This is a genomic window from Thioalkalivibrio sp. ALR17-21, assembly GCF_000420185.1.
Lineage (GTDB): Bacteria > Pseudomonadota > Gammaproteobacteria > Ectothiorhodospirales > Ectothiorhodospiraceae > Thioalkalivibrio > Thioalkalivibrio halophilus.
Window position 1 is genome coordinate 1 of the sequence record NZ_ATUL01000032.1, and the last position, 21,836, is coordinate 21,836.

At 64.1% G+C, this 21,836-nt stretch carries 22 protein-coding genes and 2 pseudogenes; 23 read left to right on the top strand and 1 reads right to left on the bottom strand.

Features of this window, described 5'->3' with window-relative positions; all coding sequences use genetic code 11:
* On the bottom strand, positions 1 to 227 hold a 227-nt coding region (locus tag G020_RS0113120; protein WP_029681329.1), incomplete at its 3' end, for a helix-turn-helix domain-containing protein.
* A gap of 156 nt (positions 228 to 383) precedes the next feature.
* On the opposite strand from G020_RS0113120, the gene G020_RS0113130 reads away from it, so the two are divergent.
* The 23 genes and pseudogenes from G020_RS0113130 to G020_RS0113245 all read left to right on the top strand — a co-directional run bounded on the left by G020_RS0113130 (position 384) and on the right by G020_RS0113245 (position 21,714).
* Positions 384 to 1,412, top strand: coding sequence for a glycosyltransferase (locus G020_RS0113130; protein WP_081647440.1), 1,029 nt, complete (start codon positions 384 to 386; stop codon positions 1,410 to 1,412).
* Positions 1,409 to 2,416, top strand: coding sequence for an NAD-dependent epimerase/dehydratase family protein (locus G020_RS0113135; RefSeq protein ID WP_029681330.1), 1,008 nt, complete (start codon positions 1,409 to 1,411; stop codon positions 2,414 to 2,416). Before G020_RS0113130 ends, G020_RS0113135 begins: the two co-directional genes overlap by 4 nt.
* Positions 2,413 to 3,432 carry a hypothetical protein gene (locus G020_RS0113140; RefSeq protein ID WP_156002769.1) on the top strand — a complete coding sequence of 340 codons (1,020 nt, stop codon included), beginning with the start codon at positions 2,413 to 2,415 and terminating at the stop codon, positions 3,430 to 3,432. The genes G020_RS0113135 and G020_RS0113140 overlap by 4 nt, the downstream gene beginning before the upstream one ends.
* A complete protein-coding gene (locus tag G020_RS0113145) occupies positions 3,429 to 4,901 on the top strand; it encodes a sulfotransferase family protein (RefSeq protein WP_024329933.1) in 1,473 nt (490 codons plus the stop codon). Before G020_RS0113140 ends, G020_RS0113145 begins: the two co-directional genes overlap by 4 nt.
* Positions 4,902 to 5,001: 100 nt before the next feature.
* On the top strand, positions 5,002 to 5,901 hold the full coding sequence (locus G020_RS0113150; protein WP_156002770.1) for a hypothetical protein: 900 nt from the start codon (positions 5,002 to 5,004) through the stop codon (positions 5,899 to 5,901).
* 40 nt (positions 5,902 to 5,941) lie between these two features.
* Positions 5,942 to 7,705, top strand: a complete 1,764-nt coding sequence (locus G020_RS0113155) for a glycosyltransferase (protein WP_081647441.1) — start codon at positions 5,942 to 5,944, stop codon at positions 7,703 to 7,705.
* A gap of 486 nt (positions 7,706 to 8,191) precedes the next feature.
* Positions 8,192 to 9,208 carry a glycosyltransferase gene (locus tag G020_RS0113165; RefSeq protein ID WP_156002772.1) on the top strand — a complete coding sequence of 339 codons (1,017 nt, stop codon included), beginning with the start codon at positions 8,192 to 8,194 and terminating at the stop codon, positions 9,206 to 9,208.
* 192 nt (positions 9,209 to 9,400) lie between these two features.
* A complete protein-coding gene (locus G020_RS0113170; protein ID WP_029681331.1) occupies positions 9,401 to 9,853 on the top strand; it encodes a transposase in 453 nt (150 codons plus the stop codon).
* 74 nt (positions 9,854 to 9,927) lie between these two features.
* Positions 9,928 to 10,203: a type II toxin-antitoxin system Phd/YefM family antitoxin gene (locus G020_RS0113175; RefSeq protein WP_024329939.1), complete on the top strand. Its 276-nt coding sequence runs from the start codon at positions 9,928 to 9,930 to the stop codon at positions 10,201 to 10,203.
* Positions 10,203 to 10,619, top strand: a pseudogene (locus G020_RS14715) (type II toxin-antitoxin system VapC family toxin). The gene G020_RS0113175 and the pseudogene G020_RS14715 overlap by 1 nt, the downstream one beginning before the upstream one ends.
* Before the next feature lie 112 nt (positions 10,620 to 10,731).
* Entirely contained in the window at positions 10,732 to 10,968 is a 237-nt protein-coding gene (locus G020_RS0113185) for an antitoxin (protein WP_018145920.1), read from the top strand.
* 3 nt (positions 10,969 to 10,971) lie between these two features.
* Positions 10,972 to 11,379 carry a type II toxin-antitoxin system VapC family toxin gene (locus G020_RS0113190; protein ID WP_018947737.1) on the top strand — a complete coding sequence of 136 codons (408 nt, stop codon included), beginning with the start codon at positions 10,972 to 10,974 and terminating at the stop codon, positions 11,377 to 11,379.
* Between the two features lie 113 nt (positions 11,380 to 11,492).
* Positions 11,493 to 12,653: an ATP-binding protein gene (locus G020_RS0113195; RefSeq protein WP_024329940.1), complete on the top strand. Its 1,161-nt coding sequence runs from the start codon at positions 11,493 to 11,495 to the stop codon at positions 12,651 to 12,653.
* 71 nt (positions 12,654 to 12,724) lie between these two features.
* Positions 12,725 to 12,856 (top strand): annotated as a pseudogene (locus tag G020_RS0113200) (glycosyltransferase); the annotation flags it as partial.
* 179 nt (positions 12,857 to 13,035) lie between these two features.
* Positions 13,036 to 14,445, top strand: a complete 1,410-nt coding sequence (locus G020_RS0113205) for a DUF234 domain-containing protein (protein ID WP_024329942.1) — start codon at positions 13,036 to 13,038, stop codon at positions 14,443 to 14,445.
* 61 nt (positions 14,446 to 14,506) lie between these two features.
* Entirely contained in the window at positions 14,507 to 15,274 is a 768-nt protein-coding gene (locus G020_RS0113210; protein ID WP_029681333.1) for a glycosyltransferase, read from the top strand.
* Positions 15,275 to 15,342: 68 nt separating this feature from the next.
* Complete coding sequence (locus G020_RS0113215) at positions 15,343 to 15,567, top strand: DUF6290 family protein (protein ID WP_024329944.1); 225 nt, start codon at positions 15,343 to 15,345, stop codon at positions 15,565 to 15,567.
* Positions 15,551 to 15,820, top strand: coding sequence for a type II toxin-antitoxin system RelE/ParE family toxin (locus G020_RS0113220; protein WP_024329945.1), 270 nt, complete (start codon positions 15,551 to 15,553; stop codon positions 15,818 to 15,820). The genes G020_RS0113215 and G020_RS0113220 overlap by 17 nt, the downstream gene beginning before the upstream one ends.
* A 121-nt stretch (positions 15,821 to 15,941) precedes the next feature.
* The gene (locus G020_RS0113225; protein ID WP_024329946.1) at positions 15,942 to 16,886 is read left to right on the top strand and encodes an SDR family oxidoreductase; all 945 of its coding nucleotides are present in this window, start codon (positions 15,942 to 15,944) and stop codon (positions 16,884 to 16,886) included.
* A gap of 250 nt (positions 16,887 to 17,136) precedes the next feature.
* Positions 17,137 to 17,385: a helix-turn-helix domain-containing protein gene (locus G020_RS0113230; protein ID WP_018877553.1), complete on the top strand. Its 249-nt coding sequence runs from the start codon at positions 17,137 to 17,139 to the stop codon at positions 17,383 to 17,385.
* A complete protein-coding gene (locus G020_RS0113235; RefSeq protein WP_024329947.1) occupies positions 17,385 to 18,698 on the top strand; it encodes a type II toxin-antitoxin system HipA family toxin in 1,314 nt (437 codons plus the stop codon). Before G020_RS0113230 ends, G020_RS0113235 begins: the two co-directional genes overlap by 1 nt.
* 217 nt (positions 18,699 to 18,915) lie before the next feature.
* Positions 18,916 to 19,905 (top strand): glycosyltransferase family 4 protein, encoded by a 990-nt coding sequence (locus G020_RS0113240; protein WP_051130351.1) that lies wholly within the window; start codon positions 18,916 to 18,918, stop codon positions 19,903 to 19,905.
* Positions 19,906 to 19,998: 93 nt separating this feature from the next.
* Entirely contained in the window at positions 19,999 to 21,714 is a 1,716-nt protein-coding gene (locus G020_RS0113245; RefSeq protein ID WP_024329949.1) for a bifunctional sulfate adenylyltransferase/adenylylsulfate kinase, read from the top strand.
* The last annotated feature ends 122 nt before the right edge of the window (positions 21,715 to 21,836 follow it).

A 21,836-nucleotide genomic window follows, 5' to 3' on the forward strand; every position in this document is an offset into this window, starting at 1 on the left:
GGAATCCGCTTGTGCCACTTGTGCGCGCTTCGGCGGCGTTGGTCGGTGCGCTTCTGGGCGGTACGCGCCTCGTAGCAACCGCCATCGCCGTTGCGCTTCAGCTCTCGACTGATCGTCCCCGGGCTGCGGCCCAGCGTCCGAGCAATCGCCCCCTGCGAGCGCCCCAGCCCGCGCAACGCACTGATCTGATATCGTTCTTCCTGGGTCAGCTGCCTGTAGTGCCTCATCGGTACGCCTGAATGGGTTTGGGGTGAGAGCCACCCATTCTACGGCGGCAGCTGGCCCACCCCTTCCGGGTTCAGGCGTTGCAGTTATTCTGTGAATTCAGGACGTATAAGAACCGTGGCGAGCCAGCGTATTCCGTATCCAGTGAGGTTGTGCTATTGCCGTTCGACGAATTGGGTGACCTGCAGGCTAAAGCGGCGGATGCTGATCTCGATGTGCTCGTCGGCTTCTACACACGCGAGAATGTCATGCGCTATGCGGCCTTGGCTGATGCGATCGGTATCCCTCTTGTGGTGCAAGAATGCACAAATCCGGATCGTGCACGGTTCAACAACTGGCGATTGGCTAAAGTGTCCCGATCCCGCGCGAGCTGGGAGCGTGAAATCGTGACCGCCGCCGCCACTCGCCTGCGCCTGGTCATGCCGGGGTATGCCGACTCCTTCGCAGCTTTCCAGCAACCCCAGATCCACGCGATGCCCAACAGCTGCCCGAAAGTGGATGTCCGGGCGTGCCCGGATCAAAGTTTGGATGGGCGCTGGCGCATCCTGCTAGTGAATGGATTCAAGGACAACAAGAACCTGGTGGACGCGGTAGCCGCTTTTGCGCGGCTGGCACTGCAGCACCCCGACTGGGTGTTGCGGGTAGTGGGGAAGGCGCCGTCGTGGGAGGCCCCGCACGCGAAACAGGTAGCGGAAATCCTTGATGAGAACGCCCTTTGGGAACGTTTCGAGATCGCGGAGGCCACGGACGATATTGCTGCCGAATACTGCGGCACCCATATCCATCTGATTGCCTCGCTCAGTGAAGGCTGCCCGACCGTGGTGCTGGAGGCGATGGCCGCCGGTCTGCCTAGTGTGGGCTTCGAGGATTGCCCTGGTACGAACGAACTGATTCGGCACGAGGAGAATGGGTTGTTGGCTCGGGCCGATGATCGGGTGGCCGGGCTGGCCGGAGCACTGGCTCGACTGATGGCAGATCCTGAATGGCGAGCCACTCTAGGACGGCAGGCCGGACAGGATGCAGCCGATTTCGATCCCTGTCACACCTATGACCAGTGGGAGCAGTTGCTCACCGAGGCCGCAGGCTACCGCGACAACCCGGACCGACTCTTCCGTGAACAGTACGGCCTCGATCCCGAACGCGCCCTGCATGCGCGGCGAATGAGACACAAGATTCTGGAGACATGACGTTGCCAATAAACGGACAAAATATACTGATCACGGGTGGCTGTGGCTTCATTGGAACCGCTCTGATCCGGCGCCTGCGGGAACACTATCCCGACGTTAACATTGTGGTGCTGGATAATTTGCTCACCGGCACTCTCGAAGATCTCCGCTCGGTGGCGCCCGTCGAACAAGTGACCGAACCCGCGGACCGAGTGGATCGGTCCGCTGTTGCGTTGGTGGAAGGTGACGTGCGTGATGCGTCTGCAGTGGCCAGGAGTGCCGAGGGATGCGCTGCCGTCGTGCATCTGGCGGCCAACACCGGGGTCGGTCCGTCGGTGGAGGACCCGCGCCTGGACATGGAGGTGAATGTCGGCGGGACGTTCAACGTGCTGGAGGCCGCTCGCCTGAAGGGTGTGCCCCGTGTGGTCTTTGCGTCTTCCGGCGCCCCCGCGGGCGAGGTCGAGCCGCCCATTCACGAGGAACTGCCGCCCCACCCGGTGAGCCCGTATGGCGCGTCCAAGCTGGCCGGCGAGGGCTACTGCTCCGCCTACAACCGGACGTTCGGGATCGACACCGTGTGTCTGCGCTTCGGCAACGTGTACGGGCCTGGCTCTGGCAAGAAGATGAGCGTGGTGGCGAAGTTCATCCGCGAGGCGCTGTCCGGCGAGCCCTGCCGGATCTATGGCGACGGCGAACAAACGCGGGATTTTCTGTACATCGACGACCTGATTCGCGCGGTCGAGCAGGCGCTCCTGCGCCCGGTCGGTGGCGAGACCTTTCAGATCGCCACGGGCATGGAGCGCACGGTGGGGGAGATGGCCGAATCCCTGCGCGAGTGCCTGGCCGAACGGGGTGTGGCGATGGAGATCGCCCACGAAGGTCCGCGCCTGGGTGACGTGAAGCGCAACTTCTCGGACATCACCAAGGCACGCAAGCTGCTGGACTGGGCCCCGGAAATGGAGCTGCGCGACGGATTGAACCGGACCGTACAGTGGTTTCTTCACGAAAGGGGGGATCGGCGATGAAGACGGTCTATCTGCGCATCGGTTCGGATAAGGCGGGGACCGTATCCATCGCTAATCTAGCCGAAAAAAATCAATCGGTCTTCCTTCGCCATAGTTTTAACGCTCCATCAAGAAACTGCCTCTCGCTCTGCGAAATCCTGTTAGAAAGGCATCAGATCAAAGGGATCGATGGTTTCAAGGATCGAAGCCAAAAAAGGCGGCGGGGAATCGTGGAGTTGATGGAACGCCTGGATCGGAGTGAGCGGATTGATGAAAACGTGTTTCTCACGACAGAGACGCTTTGGGGGCGGTTGTCAAAGCGTAACCTGGAACCTGTGCGCTCAGAGGTTGCCCGGTTTCTGCGTTCGATCCGCGAGACGTTTCCGGAGCACGAGGTCAAGGTGGTGCTGCACCTGCGGCGAATCGACCTCTATCTAGAGTCGCTGTACAAGCAGGACATCAAGGCCGGGCGACCGGTCACCCTTGAGGGCCTTCGCGAACGGGTGACGGCAGAGAGGGTGTTTGCGTTCTTCCGGATGCTCGAGGAGGCCTTCGGGCCCGAGAATCTCATCGTGCGGCCGTTCGAACGTTCGCAACTCCACAATGGCTGCGTGGTGGAGGACATGCTGCACACCATGGGCCTGAGCGATCACGTGAACGAATTTCGGATTGTGCATGGCAACGAAGGGCTGCACCGGGACCTGATGGAGGTCCTGATCTCCATGAACGAGCGGTACGGCAAGGTGACCCCCAACAACCGCCTGTTGCAGATCAGCTCCCGGCTCGGTAAGGAGTACGGGTTCGAGGACGTGAAGTACCTGCTGGATCGCGCGACGCGGGAAGAGCTGCTGGCACAGTATGCTGACTTCTACGGGTATCTTGCACAGCATTACGGCAATGGTGAGCCCTTCTTCCGGGACCCGCTGCCAGATGACAGCCACCTTGCCTACAGCCTCAACCCCGAACGTGCGGCACTGATCGAAGAGCTCGTTCTGGAACAGGCGGATGAACCCGTAGAGGAGGTGGTGGGCCGATGACCGCGGACGCAAACCTGGACGACGCGGTAAGCCCGAATAAGGGGAGGAAGGCCCCGATCGTTACCGTCGTGCTGACACCCGGACGAAGCGGATCCTCGCTGCTGATGGAGGTCCTGGGCAATCTCGGCGCCGGGCTATCGGACGAGCTGATCCCGGGGCGCCTGGAGAACCCCCACGGGTTCTTCGAGGACGCCCGGGTGGTGGAGATTCACAAGAAGCTGATGTCCGATCTGGGCGCGCGGCCCGGCTTTCCCATGCCCGAGGGCTGGCTGGACCAGCAGGTGACCCGCAAGGCCAAATGGGCGCTGACGGATCTGGTGCGCCAAGAGGCCAGTGCGGGCCCGGGCGGCTGGGCCATCAAGGACCCGCGAATTTCCGATTTGCTGCCACTGTGGTTGCAGGTGTTCAACAGCGCTGGCGTGACGCCCCGGTTCATCCTGGCGTTGCGCGATCCGGCGGCAGTGGCGACCTCGCTGCGGCGCGGCATCAACCGCGACGAACGCCTGACCGAACTCCAGTGGCTGTACCGAACCACGCAGGCGCTCTACCACACGGTGGCGGACTGCTTTGTGGTGCACTACGAGGACTGGTTCGAGCGGCCTGGCGAGCTGGCCAGCGGCCTTGCGCAATACGTGGGGCTTCCGGTCGGTTCCGGAGAACAGGCACGCCAGGCGGTTGAAAGGGCGATCGAGCAACGCCTCGACCGCTCGAGTTGGCAGGAGTACGAGGTTCGTCACCCGCTGGTGAAGCGCCTTTACGGCACTCTTCGGTCTTGTAGCGGCGTGGATTTCGACCGAGCCAGCCTGGTCGATGACGTGCGTGAGTGCCAAGGCCTGATTGATGGATTCAGCAGATGGAGTACCACCGCGGGCGGCTCGATTCCGCAGCAAGCCAGCTCAGGGGGCAAGGGTTCGGCGGGACAAGGGGCGAAAGGTCCGTCGAGCGGGAAAGGTCAAGATCACGTGCTGGCGTATCACAAGGTTCTCAGGGAGCTGAAGGAAAGCCAGGACCAGGTGGCGGCCTTGCGTGCGCGGCTTTACGCTACCGAGCCCGTGGCAGCGGCGGCGCCGCGCCAACCCGCCGGCGAGCAGCCCGCGCCATGCAATACCGGAGCCGGCAAAACATCGGGGCCGGACTTGACGAAATCCGTTCGGTATCGTGTGGGTGACGTAGTCGTTAAGGGCCTCTCCCGCCCGGGACGTAACACCTTCCGAATGCCACGAGCGTTGTGGCGCCTGGCGCGCGAAGCGCGGCAACAAAGTCGGGAGGGCGCGGGGCGCCGGGGCCGCCGCAAAACGGAGATCACGGCTGCGGAGCAGAAAGTTCGAGAGGCCGTGCGTTATCGCATCGGCGAAGTGCTTGAAGCAGCAGTCCGCCGTCCGGGCAAGAATACGCTCGCCGCCCCCGTACGCCTTGCTCGCCTCCTCCGCGAGGGCAAACAAAGACGGCGCGCACGCGGTGGAGAGTGATGGGCGATTTGGACGCGAGGCTTGCGCTCTGATGCATGACACTCAGCGGAGAATTGGGGGGAGCTTTGCAGTAGCCTGCATGGCGTGTGAGAGTCGCTCGGTGCTGGATGCCTTCATTAACTACTATGATTGGGCAGGTGCTGCCGAAATATTTCTGTTCATCGATGAGGGGTGCGAAGCGCCGGGGGTGACAATCGGCCGCCATGGTGCCCGGATTGAAGTGATCCACCTTGATTCCTCGTTTTGGCTGGCCACGGGGGAAGGCGACGTGCCGGAAGGGTTGGAGGTCGCGCAAGGGCGGGTCTACTCCTGGGCTTTCGGTCGGGCAGCCAGTGAGTGGTTGCTTGTAGTCGACGCGGACGAGTTCGTTTTTGGCGGGGCGATCCGTGACATGCTTTCGTCAGTTCCCGAGCATATTCGGTCGTTTCGGCTACCGACTGCTGAGGCGGTTTATGGTCCCGGGGACGGGGTAGATGATCGGTTCGGGTCGCGATATTTTCGGGTGGCCTGGGCTGAGCACAAGACTGCGTTGGGGCAACGTGTTTACGGTGAGATCTATGATCTCATGGCCTGTGGCCTGGTAGGTCATCGCGCCGGAAAGGCGTTTACTCGCGTGACGGGCGATCTGCTTGAATTCAGGCCGCATTCGGTATTTGAAAATGGCCGCCGAGTGACTGTTTGGTCCCCGGAAACTGATCTGGCCCAAGGCTTCTATCTGGGCCATTTTGATGCGATCAGCTTTGATCGGTGGTCCGAGAAATGGCTGCGGAGGATTCGCGGGCAAACCAATGCGCTCAATATGGGGCAGCACCGGCGTAAACAGATGGAGGTGATCCAGAACGCGGCCGATCATGGGGAAGCTCGCATGCGAAAACTTTATCGGGATCTGTATTCGCTGAATGTCTTGCAATATGGAGTGTTGAAGGTCGCCGGTAAGGCATTTCGCTCGAATGTGGTCGCTTCCGTCCTGGGCGGATATGACCGGAGTGCCCGCTGCTGATGGGTATGGTTTCGGATTGGTAGCGGGGTAGCTTTTAGGTATGGCGGATGCCGATGCAGTCCTTGAGCGTATAAATTATTGGCGGCCGGGTGTGGACCCATCTCGGCCGGCGCTGGCCGGGCGTTCCAGTCTTCGCATTGGACTGGTGGGGTCATACGAGTTTTACCTCAATGTGGCCCCGGAGGGGCAGGTCTTTCTCCTGGAGCCGGACAATTACGCGGAAGTGCTCGATGCGGTGCCACTGGACCTGGTGCTGGTGGAGTCGGCGTGGAATCCGATGAGCCGGGGCTGGTACCAGTTCCAGCTTGCGGGGGCATCTGCGCATGCGATCATGGATGATCTCCTTCAGCGGGCACGGTCGCGTGGCTGCCCCACTGCATTCTGGCTCACGACGGGCAAGGCGTATGTAGCGGATTATGCCTCCGTGGCTCGGCGATGCGATGCGGTGTTCTGTGCGGATACAGACGCGGTGGGGGCCTTCGGCGCGCTGGGTGTGGATGCGACGTACCTGCCACCCGGAGTGCAACCGGCGCGATTTCACCCGTTTTCGGAGGACCCTTTCCGCGAGAAGGCGGAACACCCGGTCTATTTCGATGGTTGGGCCGACGTGGACCGGGGTTTGGCGGATCAGAAGGTTCTGGAGTCCCTGGCGGAAAGGACGGGGCTGGCGATTTTCGAGTCCCGCTACCGGCTTCCGGCACCGCGTCTTCGATATCTGCCCAGGCTCGCACCTTCTGTGCAGGGATGCCTGACGCCCGGTCTGCATCCGGTGGCGCTGCGTCAATCGGAGATTGTCGTTTCCCTGGACTCTGCCCCCCTGGAGCAAGTGTCTGCCCAGTGGCGCGCATTGAAAGCGGCGGCAACGGGGAACGTCCTTGTGCACCTGGGGCGCCTGGAGCGGACGGATATACGCGCCGATCTGGCGCGCGCCCACGCCGATATGGAGTCATTGATCGGGGATGTGGAGTGGCTGCGGGCGAATCCGCTGGAGAGGGCCCGACAGGCGCACGTCACGTGGCGGAAGGTGATGGAAGAGCACACGCTGGCGCATCGTTTGGGCCGGATCTGCGCGGAGCTGGGCCTCCATCACGATTGGAATCCTGCTCCGAAAGTATCGGTGGTGACCCCGACCCGGCGCAGGGACCATTTGGAGCGGATCCTGGAGAACTATGACCGACAGGCGTATGCGTGCAAGGAGTTGCGTATCGTTGTGAATGATGCGGAGCCTGATGAAGCATGGGAAGCGGTTGCGGATCGCGATGACGTGGTGCTGGATCGGGTGCCTTCGGATCTCTTCACGGGGGCGTGCATGAACCGCGCGCACGAGGCGTCGCGGGCCGAGTACATCGTGAAGATGGACGATGACGACTTTTATGGCGAACGGTACCTGCCGGACATCATGCTCGCGCTGCAATGCGTGGATGCGGACGTATTTGGCAAGGTTCCCGTGCCCATGCGGTTCGTGGGCGAATCAAAGGCCTATTGTCGCCGGCAGCGCTTTCAGCCTTACAGCGTAACCACCGGCAAGACGCTTCGTGCTGGCCGTATGTGGCTGGGAGGTAATACGCTGGGGTACCGGCGGAGCGCGCTGCCGTCGCCGGTATTTCCGGACGATGTGCTCGGAGCGGCGGACAGCGTGTTCAACGAGACCTGTCCGGAGGAGGCCACCGTGCTTGTGCTCGACCCGTTCAATACGTTGACCGAGCGTGATGCGGATGCCGGGGGGCACACCTGGCGTCCCGAGCGTTCGGCGTTGGAAGCGAATTCCGATGTTCTGGATGAGTGGTCGGATTTGATGGTGTAGGGGAGGCAGGGCATGGGAAAGGCCAATATGGATGAGCCGTCTTCCGAGGAACGGGGGCGCCTGCGAGAGTTGGTGGAGGAGAACAACCGGCTGCGTCAGGAGGTGTACCGCCTGGAAGGCGAACTTGACGAGTACCGGGCGCAGCTCGCCGCGGGCCGTTACGCGGGGCCGACGGGGCACGCGTTACGGTGGCAGGTCGGCGACGTGATGGTACAGGCACTGCATCGACCCGGTTGGGCTACGTTGCGAGCCCCGGATCGGTTGATTCGGTTGCTCTGGAGAGGGTGGCGCCAGCGCAGGCGTCAAGGTGGTTGAACAGCCCGCTCATTCAAGGATGCTGGGAGTGTCTTGCGACCCCAAAACGAAGGGCCGACAGTGATCGGGGGACGGGTTGTGATACTGGCGCCTTCCCATCGGCCCTGGGGCAATCGGGTCGTCCGCGAGGGCCGTACGCTGGCGCTGCAGGGGTACGAGGTCCTGGCGATCATGAATACCCCACGGGAATCGCGTTCGGACGGTATTTCGTTTGTTCCCGGGCCTGCGGCGGCCGGGCGAATGGGCCGAGTGGGGCGTCTGCCCGCCCTTCTCCGGCAGGCGTTGCGGCTGAAGGGAGATGTCTATCACCTTCATAATCCGGCAATGCTGCCGGTGGCTGTGGGCCTGAAGTGGCTGGGCAAGAGGGTGATCTACGACACGCACGAGGACTTCAGCCGAAGGTTGATGATTCGTCGCTGGATCCCGCGCCCATTGCGGCGCCCTGCATGCTGGGGGGTATCGCGGACGGAGTATCTGGTGAGTCGCATCGTCGACGCTACATTGGTGACGCAGGCTCGCCAGGTGGATGCCTTCGGTGGGAGGGCCACCTTGCTGCGCAATGCACCCGCGCTGGCAGGGGCGCGGGGAGAAACCGTTGCCGAGCTTGCCCGGCGTTTTTCGGAGGAACGCGGTTTCTACCGGTTGCTCTACGTCGGCAGTCTCTCCCGTGCGCGGGGTATCGACCGGATGCTGGACGTGCTGGCCGGCGTTCGAGCCAATGGCCTGGATGCCCGCTTGTGGTTGATCGGGCCTGACGATGACGGTGTGGTGGAGGATCTGCGGACGCATCCGGCCTGGGATGCGGTAGATTACCTGGGCCTTAAGGGGCATGAGGAGGCGTTCGCCTACATGGCCAATGCGGATGTCGGGATGGCGATCCTCCCGGATGTGGCCGATCACGCGGATGCGATGCCCAGCAAGTTGTTCGAGTACATGGCGAAGGGGCTTCCCTTTGTAGCCAGCAATTTTTCGGTGTGGCGATCGTTTATTGGCGATGAGGCCGGATGCTGGGTGGATCCCGCCAAGTTGGATCAGGCGGTTGATGCGGTTTGTAAACTCCTCGCGGATCCGGAACGACGGCAGCGGTTCGCCGAGTCCGGCATGGACTTCATCGATCATTTCAACTGGGAGAGCGAGCAGGAAGTGCTGCTTGAGACCTATCGCCGCTTGACCGGGCCACGCGGGTGAACGCGCAGACCTGGACGGCTGAATCACCTGCGGTCTCGATGGTGATGCCGCTGCACGACGCGGCGGATCGCGTCGAGGAAGGTGTGCGGTCGGTGCAGGGGCAGCGGTGCAAAACGGGGACCAAAACGGGGACAGATTTATTTTCCGCTGCACGGATGCGGCGGTCCGGACGAGTGACCAGGGAGGGAAGGCATGCCAAGGATCGCGCGAGTGGTATTGCCGCATATGCCGCACCATGTGGTGCAGCGGGGACATAACCGGCAGGTGGTGTTTGCCGGGGCCGAGGATTACGAGCGGTACCTGGAGGACCTGCGGGAGCTGAGCAGTGCGCTTGAGATTCGGGTGTATGCGTACTGCCTGATGACCAACCATGTTCACCTGTTGCTTGGGCCGGGCGAGGAGGACTGCTGGATCGATCCGGATCCGGCGTACCGGGACCTGGCGAACCGTGAAGCCGAGCGGCGCGCGCGATACGCCCGGTTCGTGGAGCTGGGCGTGCCGGAGCAGGAGCTGACGCTGATGCGCGAGGCCCTGCAGCGCGGCCAACTCACCGGCAACCCGCGGTTCGTGGACGAGGTGGAGCAGAACCTCGGTGTACGCGTCGAGCGCCGCCGCCCCGGCCGCCCGTCATCACGCCGGGGGTGAGAAAATAAATGTGTCCCCGGTTTCTGTTGTATCCAGTGCTATTCTAGGTACTGAAATCCGTACTGGAGCGGCTGATGGAAACCGTTATCTCGGCGCAGGAAATCAAGCGGCGTGGTATTAGTGCAGTCGATCAGGCGTTGAAAAAAGGGCCGGTGCACGTCATCCAGCGTAATCGACCACGCTACGTGATCTTGAGCGAGGAATCTTTCCAGCAGTTGACGACCGGTGTTGAGGCCCGCGCGCGGCTATGGAACCGGCTGCTGGAAGAAGATTCGGCTCCCTCTAAACCGCGAAGTCGCTCGGAACTGGACCGTGAACTCCAGGCGGAGCGCGAAGGCTGGAATGATTGATGCTGGCGTTTCTCGACGCCAGTGCCGTGATCTACCTGCTGGAGGGTGACGCACTCACCCGGGAGGCCGTTCGTCAGATACTTCGGGGGCTGTAGCGTGAAGCGGGCGAACCGCCTGTGCTGGTGGTCTCTGCCTTGAGTCGCATGGAATGCCGGGTGCGGCCGCTACGGGAGTCGAATGCTCGAGCGCTGGAACGGCTGGATGCGTTTTTCGAGGATCCAGGTCTGTCGGTCGTCGCGCTGGAGACGGCCGTCCTGGACAAGGCGACGGAACTGCGCGCCCATCGCGGACTGCGCACGCCCGATGCCATCCAGGCGGCGAGCCTGCTCACGGTCGATCCAAAAGGGGCCTTCGTGACGGGGGATGGCGACTTCGAGAAGATCCCTGGCCTTCGTGTTGAGCGGATTCCACCCTGATGTAGCTGAACGGGAAAATAAATCTGTCCCCAATTTGAATTTGCCCACAGTTTGTCTCCTGTTCCCCGCGCGTATATGCTTATGGCATATCCTTTTCGAGGTGGGCCAAGCCATGAAACGACGCATCGCGAGCCTGTTCCGGAATGGTCGCAGCCAGGCCGTTCGGCTGCCGAAGGGTTTTACCTTTGATGCCGACGAGGTGGTGATCGAAAAAAGTGGCGACGCCTTGATCCTGCGCGCCAAACCCAGGTCCTGGGATGATTATTTTCGGGGTCCCGGCGAGACCCTTCCCGAAGACTTCCCCGATTCGATCGAGGATCACGTGGCGCAGGACCGCGAGGCATTGTGAGCCGTGCGCTACATGCTGGACACGAACATCTGCATCTACATCATGAAGCGCCGCCCACCCGAGGTGCATGAGCGGCTGCGTCATGTTCCGGTGGGCGATGTGGGGCTGTCCGCCGTGGTGGTGGCCGAACTGCGGTACGGGGTGCGGCGCTCGCATTACCGCGAACGCAGCGAGGCCGCACTGGAACGCTTTCTGGCGTTCACGAAGGTCTGCGACTGGCCGGAAGAAGCCACCGAGCATTATGCCGACATCCGCGCGGAACTCGAACGCGCTGGCACGCCGATCGGCTCCAACGATCTCCTTATCGCGGCGCATGCCCGCGCCACCAACGCCGTCCTCGTCACCAACAATGGGCGGGAGTTCGATCGCGTGCCGGGATTGCAGGTCGAAAACTGGGTGTCGGCACACTGAGGGGGAAGGAGCCGCTCATTCCGAAAAATGTACCTGTCCCCGTTCGTGGTCGTTTTTCTATGTAAAGTGGTATCGGTATTTACAATCTGCATAAATGGCGGTAGGGTACGCGCATGATACCGCGCACTGCCGAAACACTGGTCAGGGAGCTGTTGAGCGGCTTTCCCATCGTCACGGTCACGGGGCCGCGCCAGTCCGGCAAGACGACGCTGTCGCGCGCGGTGATGGCGGATCGGCCCTATCGCTCCCTGGAAGATCCGGATGTGCGTGCGCTGGCGCTGGATGATCCACGCGGGTTTCTGTCGCAGTGCCCCGATGGGGCGGTGCTGGACGAGGTTCAGCGGGCACCGGAATTGTTCTCCTATCTGCAGACCTATGTGGACAGCGACGGTCGCATGGGGCGGTTTCTGCTCACGGGGTCGCAACAGTTCGGGTTGATGTCGGGGATTTCGCAGTCTCTGGCCGGGCGTTCGGCGTTTGTGGAGCTGCTGCCCTTGAGTCATGCCGAGTTAGTGGGAGCCGGACAGGCGCCATCGGCTCTGGATGCGATGATGTTCACCGGTGGTTACCCGGCATTGTATGACCGCCCGGTTTCTCCCCGTCAGTGGTTTCCGGCGTATGTGACGGCGTACGTGGAGCGGGATGTGCGCCAGTTGCTGCAGGTGCAGGATCTGGACGCCTTTCAGCGTTTCGTTCGGCTGTGTGCCGGGCGTAGCGGTCAGGTTCTGAACCTCTCATCCCTTGCGGCGGATTGCGGTATTACCCACAACACCGCCAAGGCGTGGATCTCGGTGCTGGAGGACAGCTATGTACTGTTTCTCCTGCGGCCGCACCATGCGAATTTCAACAAGCGGCTGATCAAGTCGCCGAAGCTGTATTTTCACGACACCGGGCTGTTGTGCTGGCTGCTGGGAGTTCAGGCGGCGGAACAGCTGGTGGCGCATCCGTTGCGCGGGCAGGTGTTCGAGACATACGTGATTTCGGAGTTGCGCAAGGCCTTTCTCAATCGCGGCGAGCCGCCGCTTTTCCACTTCTGGCGGGACAGCAATGGCAATGAGGTCGACCTGCTGATCGAGTGGGCGGGTGGCCTGGTGCCGGTGGAGATCAAGTCCGGGCAGACGTTGAACCGGGATTTCTTCACCGGGCTGGAGCGCTGGACCGCGCTGGCCGGTGACATGGCCCGTTCGCCGACACTGATTTACGGGGGCGAGGGCGAGCACCAGCGGAAGGATGTGCGGGTGCTGGGCTGGGAAAGGGTTGGCGAGATTGTGTAGTGGATAAAGGTGGATACAGGGGGCTGTCCCCTTTTTTTCAGGATTCGGCCACGCCGCGGGTTTCTGTGGTGATGCCGCTGCACAACGCGGCGGATCGGGTTGAGGCGGGCGTGCGTTCGGTGCTGGGGCAGTCGCTGGCGGATTGGGAGCTGCTGGTGGTGGATGATGCCTCCACGGATGACTCGGTTGCGTGGGTGGAGGCCAGGTGGCGGGCCTTTTCGCGTGGATCAGGGCAGGACGTATACGAGGGCTCGTAAGTGGCTGTGTTGATGAGGCGAATCGATCCGCGTAACTTAGGGTAAGAATTTTTACCTTAAGGTGTGTCCGAGTGGCGGAATCCGGAGAGTGGGCGTTCTACGGTCGGCAGACGGAGCTGGGCCAGTTGCAGGAGATCCTGTCCAGACGGCGCTGGTTCTTTCTGCAGATTTCGGGGCGGCGCCGGATTGGCAAGACGACGCTGATTCAACAGGCGCTGCAGGCGGCGGGTGTTTCGAAGACGCTGTACATCCAGATTCCGGATTCGGACCCGGCGGGGGTGGTGGCGGCTTGCAATGGCTACCTGGAGACGTTCGGGCTGGAGGAGCGTGTCCATAGCCTGGGCGAGCTGGCCCGCTTGATCGCGACGCTGGCGGAGTCGGGGTATGTGGTGGCGCTGGACGAGTTCCAGTACTTCCATCGCAAGCCGCTGTTCGATTTCTGCTCGTTCCTGCAGGCGGAGGTGGACCGGCTGAGCGCTCGGGCGGGGCAGGTGCCCGGCGGATTGATTGTGCTGGGGTCGCTGCATGCGGAGATGACGGCGCTTCTGGATGACCGGCAGGCGCCGCTGTTCAACCGGGCCACGGATACGCTCGAGCTGGGGCATCTGGATATCGGCTCGGTGCTGGAGATTCTGCGCGCACATGCGGACGAGGACCCCGAACGCCTGCTCTTCCTCTGGAACCTGTTCGAGGGGGTGCCGAAGTTCTACCGCGATGCCTACGAGCAAGGTGTGCTGGATGCGGACCGCGAGACGCTGCTGCGCAAGCTGTTCTTTTCGAGTTCGTCGCCGCTTCGCAATGAAGCGGACAACTGGTTCCTGCGTGAACTGCGCGGGCGCTACGACATGGTGCTGCAGTTTCTGGCATCGCATCCCGGCTGCAACAACGCGGCGATCGAGGCCCATCTGGCGGAGGTCTCCGGTCCGGGAGAGGCACGACAGGTGGGTGGGCATCTGAAGATCCTCAGCGAGCGGTACCGGATGATCGAGCGGCGCCTGCCGATCTTTGCGCGACCGAAGGCTCGCAGCGGGCGCTACTACATTCGCGACAATTTTCTGCGCGCGTGGCTGTCGGCGCTGCAGAAGCCGGTTTCGGCCTCGGCCTTTCGGCCGATGGACATGCTCGTGTCGCAGGCCGATGAGCGTTTGCGCGAGGTTGAAGGCTATGCCCTGGAGGATTTGGTGGCGCAGCTTTATGAGGAGCGCAGTCGCCTGGGGCTGGGCGACTTTGCGTTGTCCGAACGGATTCGGGGGTACTGGGATCGCTCGGACGTGGAGATTGATTTGGTGGCGGTGTCGGAGGACCAGAGCGCTATTCGGTTCGGTTCCTGCAAACGCCAGGGCGAGAAGCTGGCCAGGTCCATTCCGACTCTGGTGGCTGCGGCGGGGCGGTTTTTGAGCGCCCATAAGGCTTACCAGAGCTGGAATGTCGAGTACGTTGCGATTGCGCCCCGGATCACCGAAGCGGAAGCCGCGGAGATCCGGCGCCAGGGGGCGGCTCCGCAGAGCCTTGGGGAGCTCTGTGATGGGTTGTGATCCGTCCACAGGTGGGAGTATGTCTCCGGCGGATTTGTCCACACCGCTGGTTTCTGTGGTGATGCCGCTGCACAACGCGGCAGATCGGGTGGTTGAAGGCGTGCGCTCGGTGCAGGGGCAGTCGCTGGCGGGTTGGGAGCTGCTGGTGGTGGATGATGCCTCCACGGATGACTCGGTGGCTCGGGTGGAGGCGCTGGCGGCGGGTGATGCGCGGGTTCGGGTGTTGCGCCTGGAGCGCAATGGCGGGCCGGCGGTAGCACGGAATGCGGGCATTCGGGAGGCGCGCGGGCGGTATATCGCGTTCCTGGACAGTGATGACGCCTGGGCGCCGGAGAAGCTGGCGCGGCAGGTGGCGTTGATGGAGCAGGGCGCGTTGTTCAGCTTTACGGCGATGGAGCGGTTCGATGAGCAGGGAAACCGGCTGGCTGTGGCCGGGGTGCCGGAGCGGGTCGGGTATGACGAACTGCTGAAGACGAACTACATTGGTTGCTCCACGGCCATGTACGATACACAGTTCTTCGGCAAGGTGGAGATGCCGCTGATTGATCGGCGCCAGGATTATGGCCTGTGGCTGCGGTTGTTGAAGCGGGTGGAGTTTGCGTACGGGCTGAATGAGCCGCTGGTGCGGTATACGGTTCGGTCGGGCTCGGTGTCTTCGAACAAGCTGACGACGGCGGGGTACACCTGGCGGGTGTATCGGGAGCTGGAGGGGTTCTCGTGGGTGCGGTCGGCGTATTGTCTGGCGCATCAGACGGGGCGGGCCCTGGTGCGGAACCGGTTTCCGCGTGTTGCGCGGCGGTTGGGGTGGTTGCGTCCGGTGGGGGAGTGATCGGGGCCGGAGTGTTGTTCGGGCGGTTGTCGGCTATACTTGTATAGCACCTGTCTGGAGGAAAACACATGTTGGCTTTGCGTTTGCCTGAAGATGTCGAGGAGCGTCTGGCCGCCCTGGCGAAAGCGACGGGGCGTAGCAAGAGCTTCTATGCGCGTGAAGCCATCATGCAGCATCTTGAGGAGCTCGAAGACATCTACTTGGCCGAGCAGCGCCTGATTGACCACCGCAAGGGAAGCGGAGAAACGGTTTCCATGGATGAGATGAGGCGCCGACTTGAGCTGGACGATTGAGTTCGACAAACGCGTAGAGAAAGATCTGCGAGCGCTCGACAAGAAGGCCGCGAATCGCATTCTGAAATATCTGGCCGAACGGATCGCGTCCGCGGACGATCCTCGCCGTTCAGGCAAGGCGCTTTCTGGGGAATTGAGCGAATATTGGCGGTACCGCGTCGGGCCCTATCGCGTGCTGGCCATCATTGAGGACGAGGCGCTGCGTATCCTCGTTGTCCGGGTGGCGCACCGGAACCATGTATACCGACAGTAGCGCATTGGCCCCGGGCATCAATCTCCGCTTCGTTCATTGGTCCTCGCAGGCGGGTTTGGGCCCGCGCAGGAGTGGGCTCTGGCCGCGAATCGAACGGGTCGTGAACGGGATGGAGGACTGGATGCGGCGTGTGCTGGTGACGGGGGCTTCGGGGTTTGTGGGGCGGGCCGTGATGGCGCGGCTGGCCGAGGAAGGTTCGGGGCGGGCGCCGGTGGCCGGGGTTCGGCGGGCTGCCGGGGCGTTCCGGGAGGAATGCGCGCTGGGGCCGCTCGAAGAGTTCGGAACCGGCGGCGCGCTACCCGAGGGACTGGATGCGGTGGTGCATCTGGCGGGGCGGGCGCATGTGCTGGATGAGTCGGAGGCGGATCCGCTGGAGGTGTTCCGGCGGGTGAACGTGGAAGGAACGTTGAACGTGGCGCGCCAGGCGGCGGACTCGGGGGTCCGCCGTTTTTTGTTTGTGAGTTCGGTGGGGGTGAACGGGAACGTCTCGAGGCGGCCGTTTACGGAGCGGGATGTGCCGACGCCGCAGGAGCCATATGCCGTTTCCAAGTATGAGGCGGAGCAGGGGCTCCGGGAGCTGGCGGCGGAGACGGGAATGGAGGTGGTGGTGATTCGGCCGCCGCTGGTGTACGGGCCAGGGGCGCCGGGCAACTTCGGCCGTTTGCTGCGCTGGGTGCAGCGGGGGGTGCCAGTGCCGCTGGGTGCGGTCACGCGGAACCGGCGCTCGCTGGTGGCGCTGGATAACCTGGTGGATTTGCTGGTGACGTGCCTGGAGCATCCGGCGGCGGCGAATCGGGTGTTTCTGGCTGGGGATGGGGAGGACCTGTCCACTACGGATCTGTTGCGCCGGGTAGCGGCGGCGATGGGACGGCGGGCGCGGCTGGTGCCGGTGCCGCCTGGGCTGTTGCGTGCCGGGGCGCGTGCGGTGGGGCGCGGCGAGATGGCGCGTCGGTTGCTGGATTCGTTGCAGGTGGACATTTCGGATACGCGGGAGACGCTGGGGTGGGAGCCGCCGGTGAGTGTGGATGAGGGGTTGCGACGGGCGGTTGCGCCGTTGGTTGGGTAGGTTTGGTGGTTTTTCGGGCTTTGGCGGGGGCTTCGCCGCCGAGGCGGCTCCTACGCGGGGTGGCCTTGGGTGTAGGAGGCCAGCCCCCTGGCCGATTGGATGCTGGACAGCCCCCATCGGCCAGGGGGCTGGCCTCCTACAGGGGGGTGTTGTTTTGCGTGGGTGATCGGCCAGGGGGCGGCGGGCTGCTTGGTTTATGGGTTGATTCCGATATTGATTGGTTATCGGGTTGGGCGCATAATCGGGCGTTATGACATTGCTTGCGCGAACACCCAAGCAGATTGGGACGATTGTGCGCCGGGTCCGGCGAAAGCAGGGCCTTACGCAGGCCGCGCTTGGCGAGAAGTCGGGATTGCGCCAGGAGACGATCTCCCTGATCGAGAACGGAAACCCGGCCACCCGGTTGGAGACCTTGCTTGCGGTTCTGGCGGCGCTGGATCTGGAGTTTCAGATTGCTCCCCGTGCGCGGTCGACCGCGTCCATTGAAGAAATCTTCTGATGCCGCGCACGCGCCGCCATCCGCCGCTGCGTGTCTTGCTGAATGGTCGCCTGGTGGGGTTTTTGGAGAAGTCGGCGGCCGGGGCGATCCGCTTTCGGTATGACGCCAGCTGGCTGGGCTGGGAGCACGCGCTGCCCGTCTCACTCTCGCTTCCGTTGCGGGAAGATGCCTACCACGGCGAGCCCGTGGCCTCGGTGTTCGAGAACTTGTTGCCGGATGCGGACGTCCTGCGACGGCGCGTGGCGCAACGTGTGGGCGCGGCTGGGACGGATGCCTACAGCCTGCTGGCGGCGATCGGGCATGATTGTGTGGGGGCTTTGCAGTTTTCGCTGTCGGATGTGCAGGAGTCCGGCCCCGCTGGAGGGATTCGGGGGGAGCCGGTCGACGATACGGACATCGAACAGCTGCTGGGCGGTTTGGCACAGGCGCCGCTGGGTCTGGGGAGCGACGAGGCTTTCCGCATTTCGATTGCTGGTGCCCAGGAGAAGACGGCACTGCTGTGGCATGAGGGTCGCTGGCTCAAGCCGCATGGCTCGACGCCGACTACGCATATCCTGAAGCCCGCGATTGGGCAGTTACCCAACGGGCTGGATCTGTCGGATAGTGTGGAGAACGAGTTTTACTGCCTGCGATTGCTGGCGGCGTTCGGTATGCCGGTGGCGCGTGCGGAGATCGGGCGCTTTGGGGGCGCGCGGGCGCTGGTGGTGGAGCGGTTTGATCGACACTGGGCGCGCGATGGGCGGCTGCTGCGCTTGCCGCAGGAGGACTGCTGCCAGGCACTGGGCGTGCCGCCGAGCCGCAAGTATCAGAGCGAAGGTGGCCCCGGGCTGGTGGATGTGCTGGGGCTGTTGCGGGGCAGTGATACGCCGGGGGCGGACCAGGCGACGGTGCTGAAGGCGCAGATCCTGTTCTGGCTGATCGGCGCCACGGATGGGCACGCCAAGAATTTCAGCGTATTCCTGCAGCCGGGCGGCGGGTACCGGCTCACGCCGCTGTATGACGTGTTGACGATATTGCCCAGCGTGGCCAGCCGGCAGGTCGAACGCAAGCAGGTTCGGCTGGCACTTGCTGTCGGGCACCGCAACCACTATCGGGTGGATGGCATCCAGGGTCGCCATTTTCTGGAGACGGGCGCTTCGGCCCGTCTGCCTGCGGCGATGGTGCACGAGGTCCTGGCATCCGTGGTTCTGCAGGCCCCATCCGCACTGGATCAGATGGAACAGGAATTGCCGGCGGGTTTCCCGGTTGCTATCCATGACGCTGTGCGGTGCTCGGTGGAAGCGGGTATTCAGTCGCTGGAGCGGGTTCTTTGAGGCCAGGCGCGCAGGGGCGGCGCTGGGTGCAGGAGGCCAGCCTCTGGGCGATGGGGGCGATGGGCTGGCGTGGGTGATCGGCCAGGGGGCTGGCCTCCTACGGGCGGCCCCGGCTGACCGGAAGCTGGTCGTCCTGAATGCGTGGGTGATCGGCCAGGGGGCTGGCCTCCTACGGGGGAGGGAGATTTTGTTGGCGTTTTTGGGATTGCTGGTGGCGATGGTGATGGCGGCGGGCCTGACGGGGCTGCTGCGTCGCTATGCGCTGGCGCGGGCGATGATGGATGTGCCGAACGCGCGCAGCTCGCACGAGGTGCCGACGCCGCGGGGCGGCGGGCTGGCGATTGCGCTGGTGGTTCTGGCGGGTCTGGCCGTGCTGGGTGCGGCCGGTGCGGTGGCGCCCGGGGTCATGCTGGCGCTGGGGGGTGCCGGGTTGCTGGTGGCGCTCGTGGGCTGGTGGGACGACCGGGGCGAGGTGCCGCCGCTGTGGCGTTTGCTGGCGCATTTTGTGGCGGCCGGCTGGGGGCTGGCGTGGCTGGGCGGGTTGCCGCCGTTGCCGGTGTTCGGGGTGGTGCTGGATCTGGGCTGGTTCGGCCATGCGCTGGCGCTGGTGTATCTGGTGTGGCTGCTGAACCTGTACAACTTCATGGATGGCATCGATGGCATTGCCGGGATCGAGGCGGTCACCGCGGGGCTGGGCGTGGCGGTGCTGATGGCCTGGCTGCTGCCGGGCGCCGACTGGCTGCTGCCGGCGCTGCTGGTGGCGGCCACGCTGGGTTTTCTGCCGTGGAACTTCCCGCGGGCGCGGATCTTCATGGGCGATGGCGGTGCCGGGTTCCTGGGGATTACGCTCGGGCTGCTGTCGATCCAGGCGGCGTGGGTGGCGCCGGAGTTCTTCTGGGTGTGGCTGGTGATGCTGGCGCTGTTCGTGGTGGATGCAACGTACACCCTGGTGCGCCGGGGAATGCGCGGGGAACGGGTGCATGTGGCGCACCGGGCCCATGCGTATCAGCACGCGGCCCGGTTGGCCGGTTCGCACGTGCCGGTGTCGCTGGGCGTGGGGCTCATCAACCTGCTCTGGTTGCTGCCGGTGGCGGCACTGGTGGCGCAGGGGCATCTGGATGGTGCACTGGGGGCGCTGATCGGCAGCGTGCCACTGCTTGCGGGTGCGGTGTGGTTCCGCGCGGGGGAGCCGGAGCAGCCGGAGTAGCCCCGGCCCGGGACCCGAGACGCGCGGGGACGGAATCGGTACCATTCGCGGATTCGATGACCCCATTAATGGCCAACGGGAAACAACGCTGTCATGGATCTGATCACCCCCTACGGCGGGACGCTTTGCGACCGCTACGTTGACGAGTCCACCGCGCGCGAGCTCAAGGAGCAGGCGCAGGAGATGCCGAGCTGGGATCTGACCGAGCGTCAGATCTGCGATGTGGAGCTGCTGCTGAACGGCGGTTTCTCGCCGCTGACGGGTTTCATGCGGCAGGCCGACTACGACGGCGTGCTGGGCAACATGCGCCTGGCGGACGGCCAGCTCTGGCCGATGCCCATCACCCTGGACGTGAGCGAGGCGTTCGCCGAGCAGGCGGCGCCGGGCACCCGAATCGCGCTGCGTGATGCCGAGGGCGTGCTGATCGCCGTGATGGATGTGGAGGACCGCTGGACGCCGGACAAGGCGCGCGAGGCGCAGCAGGTGTTCGCCACCACCGACGTCGCCCATCCGGCGGTCAACTACCTGATGAACCGCGCCGGGGCGGTGTACCTGGGCGGCACGCTGCAGGGGGTCGAGTCCCCGGTGCACTACGACTTCCGCAACTATCGTTACAGCCCGGCGGAGCTGCGCGAGTACTTCCGCAAGCTGGGATGGAACCGCGTGGTCGCGTTCCAGACGCGCAATCCCATGCACCGTGCCCATGTCGAGCTCACGCGCATGGCCGCGCGCCAGACCGAGGCCAACCTGCTGATCCACCCGGTGGTGGGCATGACCCGCCCGGGCGATGTGGATCACTACGTGCGCGTGCGTTGCTACGAGCACGTGCTGCGTCAGGCGCCGGAGCAGACCACCCAGCTCAGCCTGCTGCCGCTGGCCATGCGCATGGGCGGCCCGCGCGAGGCGCTGTGGCACGCCATCATCCGCCGCAACTACGGCTGCACCCACTTCATTGTGGGGCGCGACCACGCCGGCCCCGGCCCGGGCTCCGACGGCGAGGACTTCTACGGCCCGTACGACGCCCAGGAACTGATCCAGAAGCACGCCGACGAGATCGGCATCGAGATGGTGCCGTTCCAGGCCATGAGTTTCGTGGAGGACCGTGCCGAGTACGTGCCGGCCGACGAGGTGCGCGAGGACGAGGAGGTGCTCAACCTCTCCGGCACCGAGTTCCGCCGCCGCCTGCGCGAGGGGCTGGACATCCCCGCGTGGTTCTCCTATCCGGAGGTGGTGGCCGAGCTGCGCCGCAGTTTCCCGCCGCGCCATCAGCAGGGCTTTACCGTGTTCTTCACCGGGCTTTCGGGTTCGGGCAAGTCCACCATCGCCAATGCCCTGCGGGTCAAGCTGATGGAGCTGGGCGGCCGGGCCGTCACGCTGCTGGACGGCGACATCGTGCGCAAGGAGCTCTCCAGCGAGCTGGGCTTCTCGCGCGAGCACCGCGACATCAACGTGCAGCGCATCGGCTTTGTTGCCAGCGAGATCACCAAGAACGGCGGCTGCGCCATCTGCGCCCCCATTGCCCCCTACACCGACATGCGCCGCCGCGTGCGCGAGCGCATCGAGGACGCGGGCGGGTTCCTGGAGATCCACGTGGCCACGCCGCTGGAAACCTGCGAGCAGCGCGACCGCAAGGGCCTGTACGCCAGGGCGCGAGCCGGCCTGATCAAGGAATTCACCGGCATCGACGACCCGTACGAAGAGCCGGAGCACCCGGAGCTGCGGATCGACACCCGCGAGATGAGCCCGGACGAGGCGGCCCACCGGATCCTCCTCAAGCTGGAAGGCATGGGGTTCATCCGCAACCCGTAGGAGGCCCGCCGCCCTGCCGGGGGCACCGGTAGGAGGCCAGCCCCCTGGCCGATCGGGGCCTCGCCAACCCGCCGGGGCGGATCGGCCGGAGGGCCGGCCTCCTACGGGCCGGGGGGCGCCGG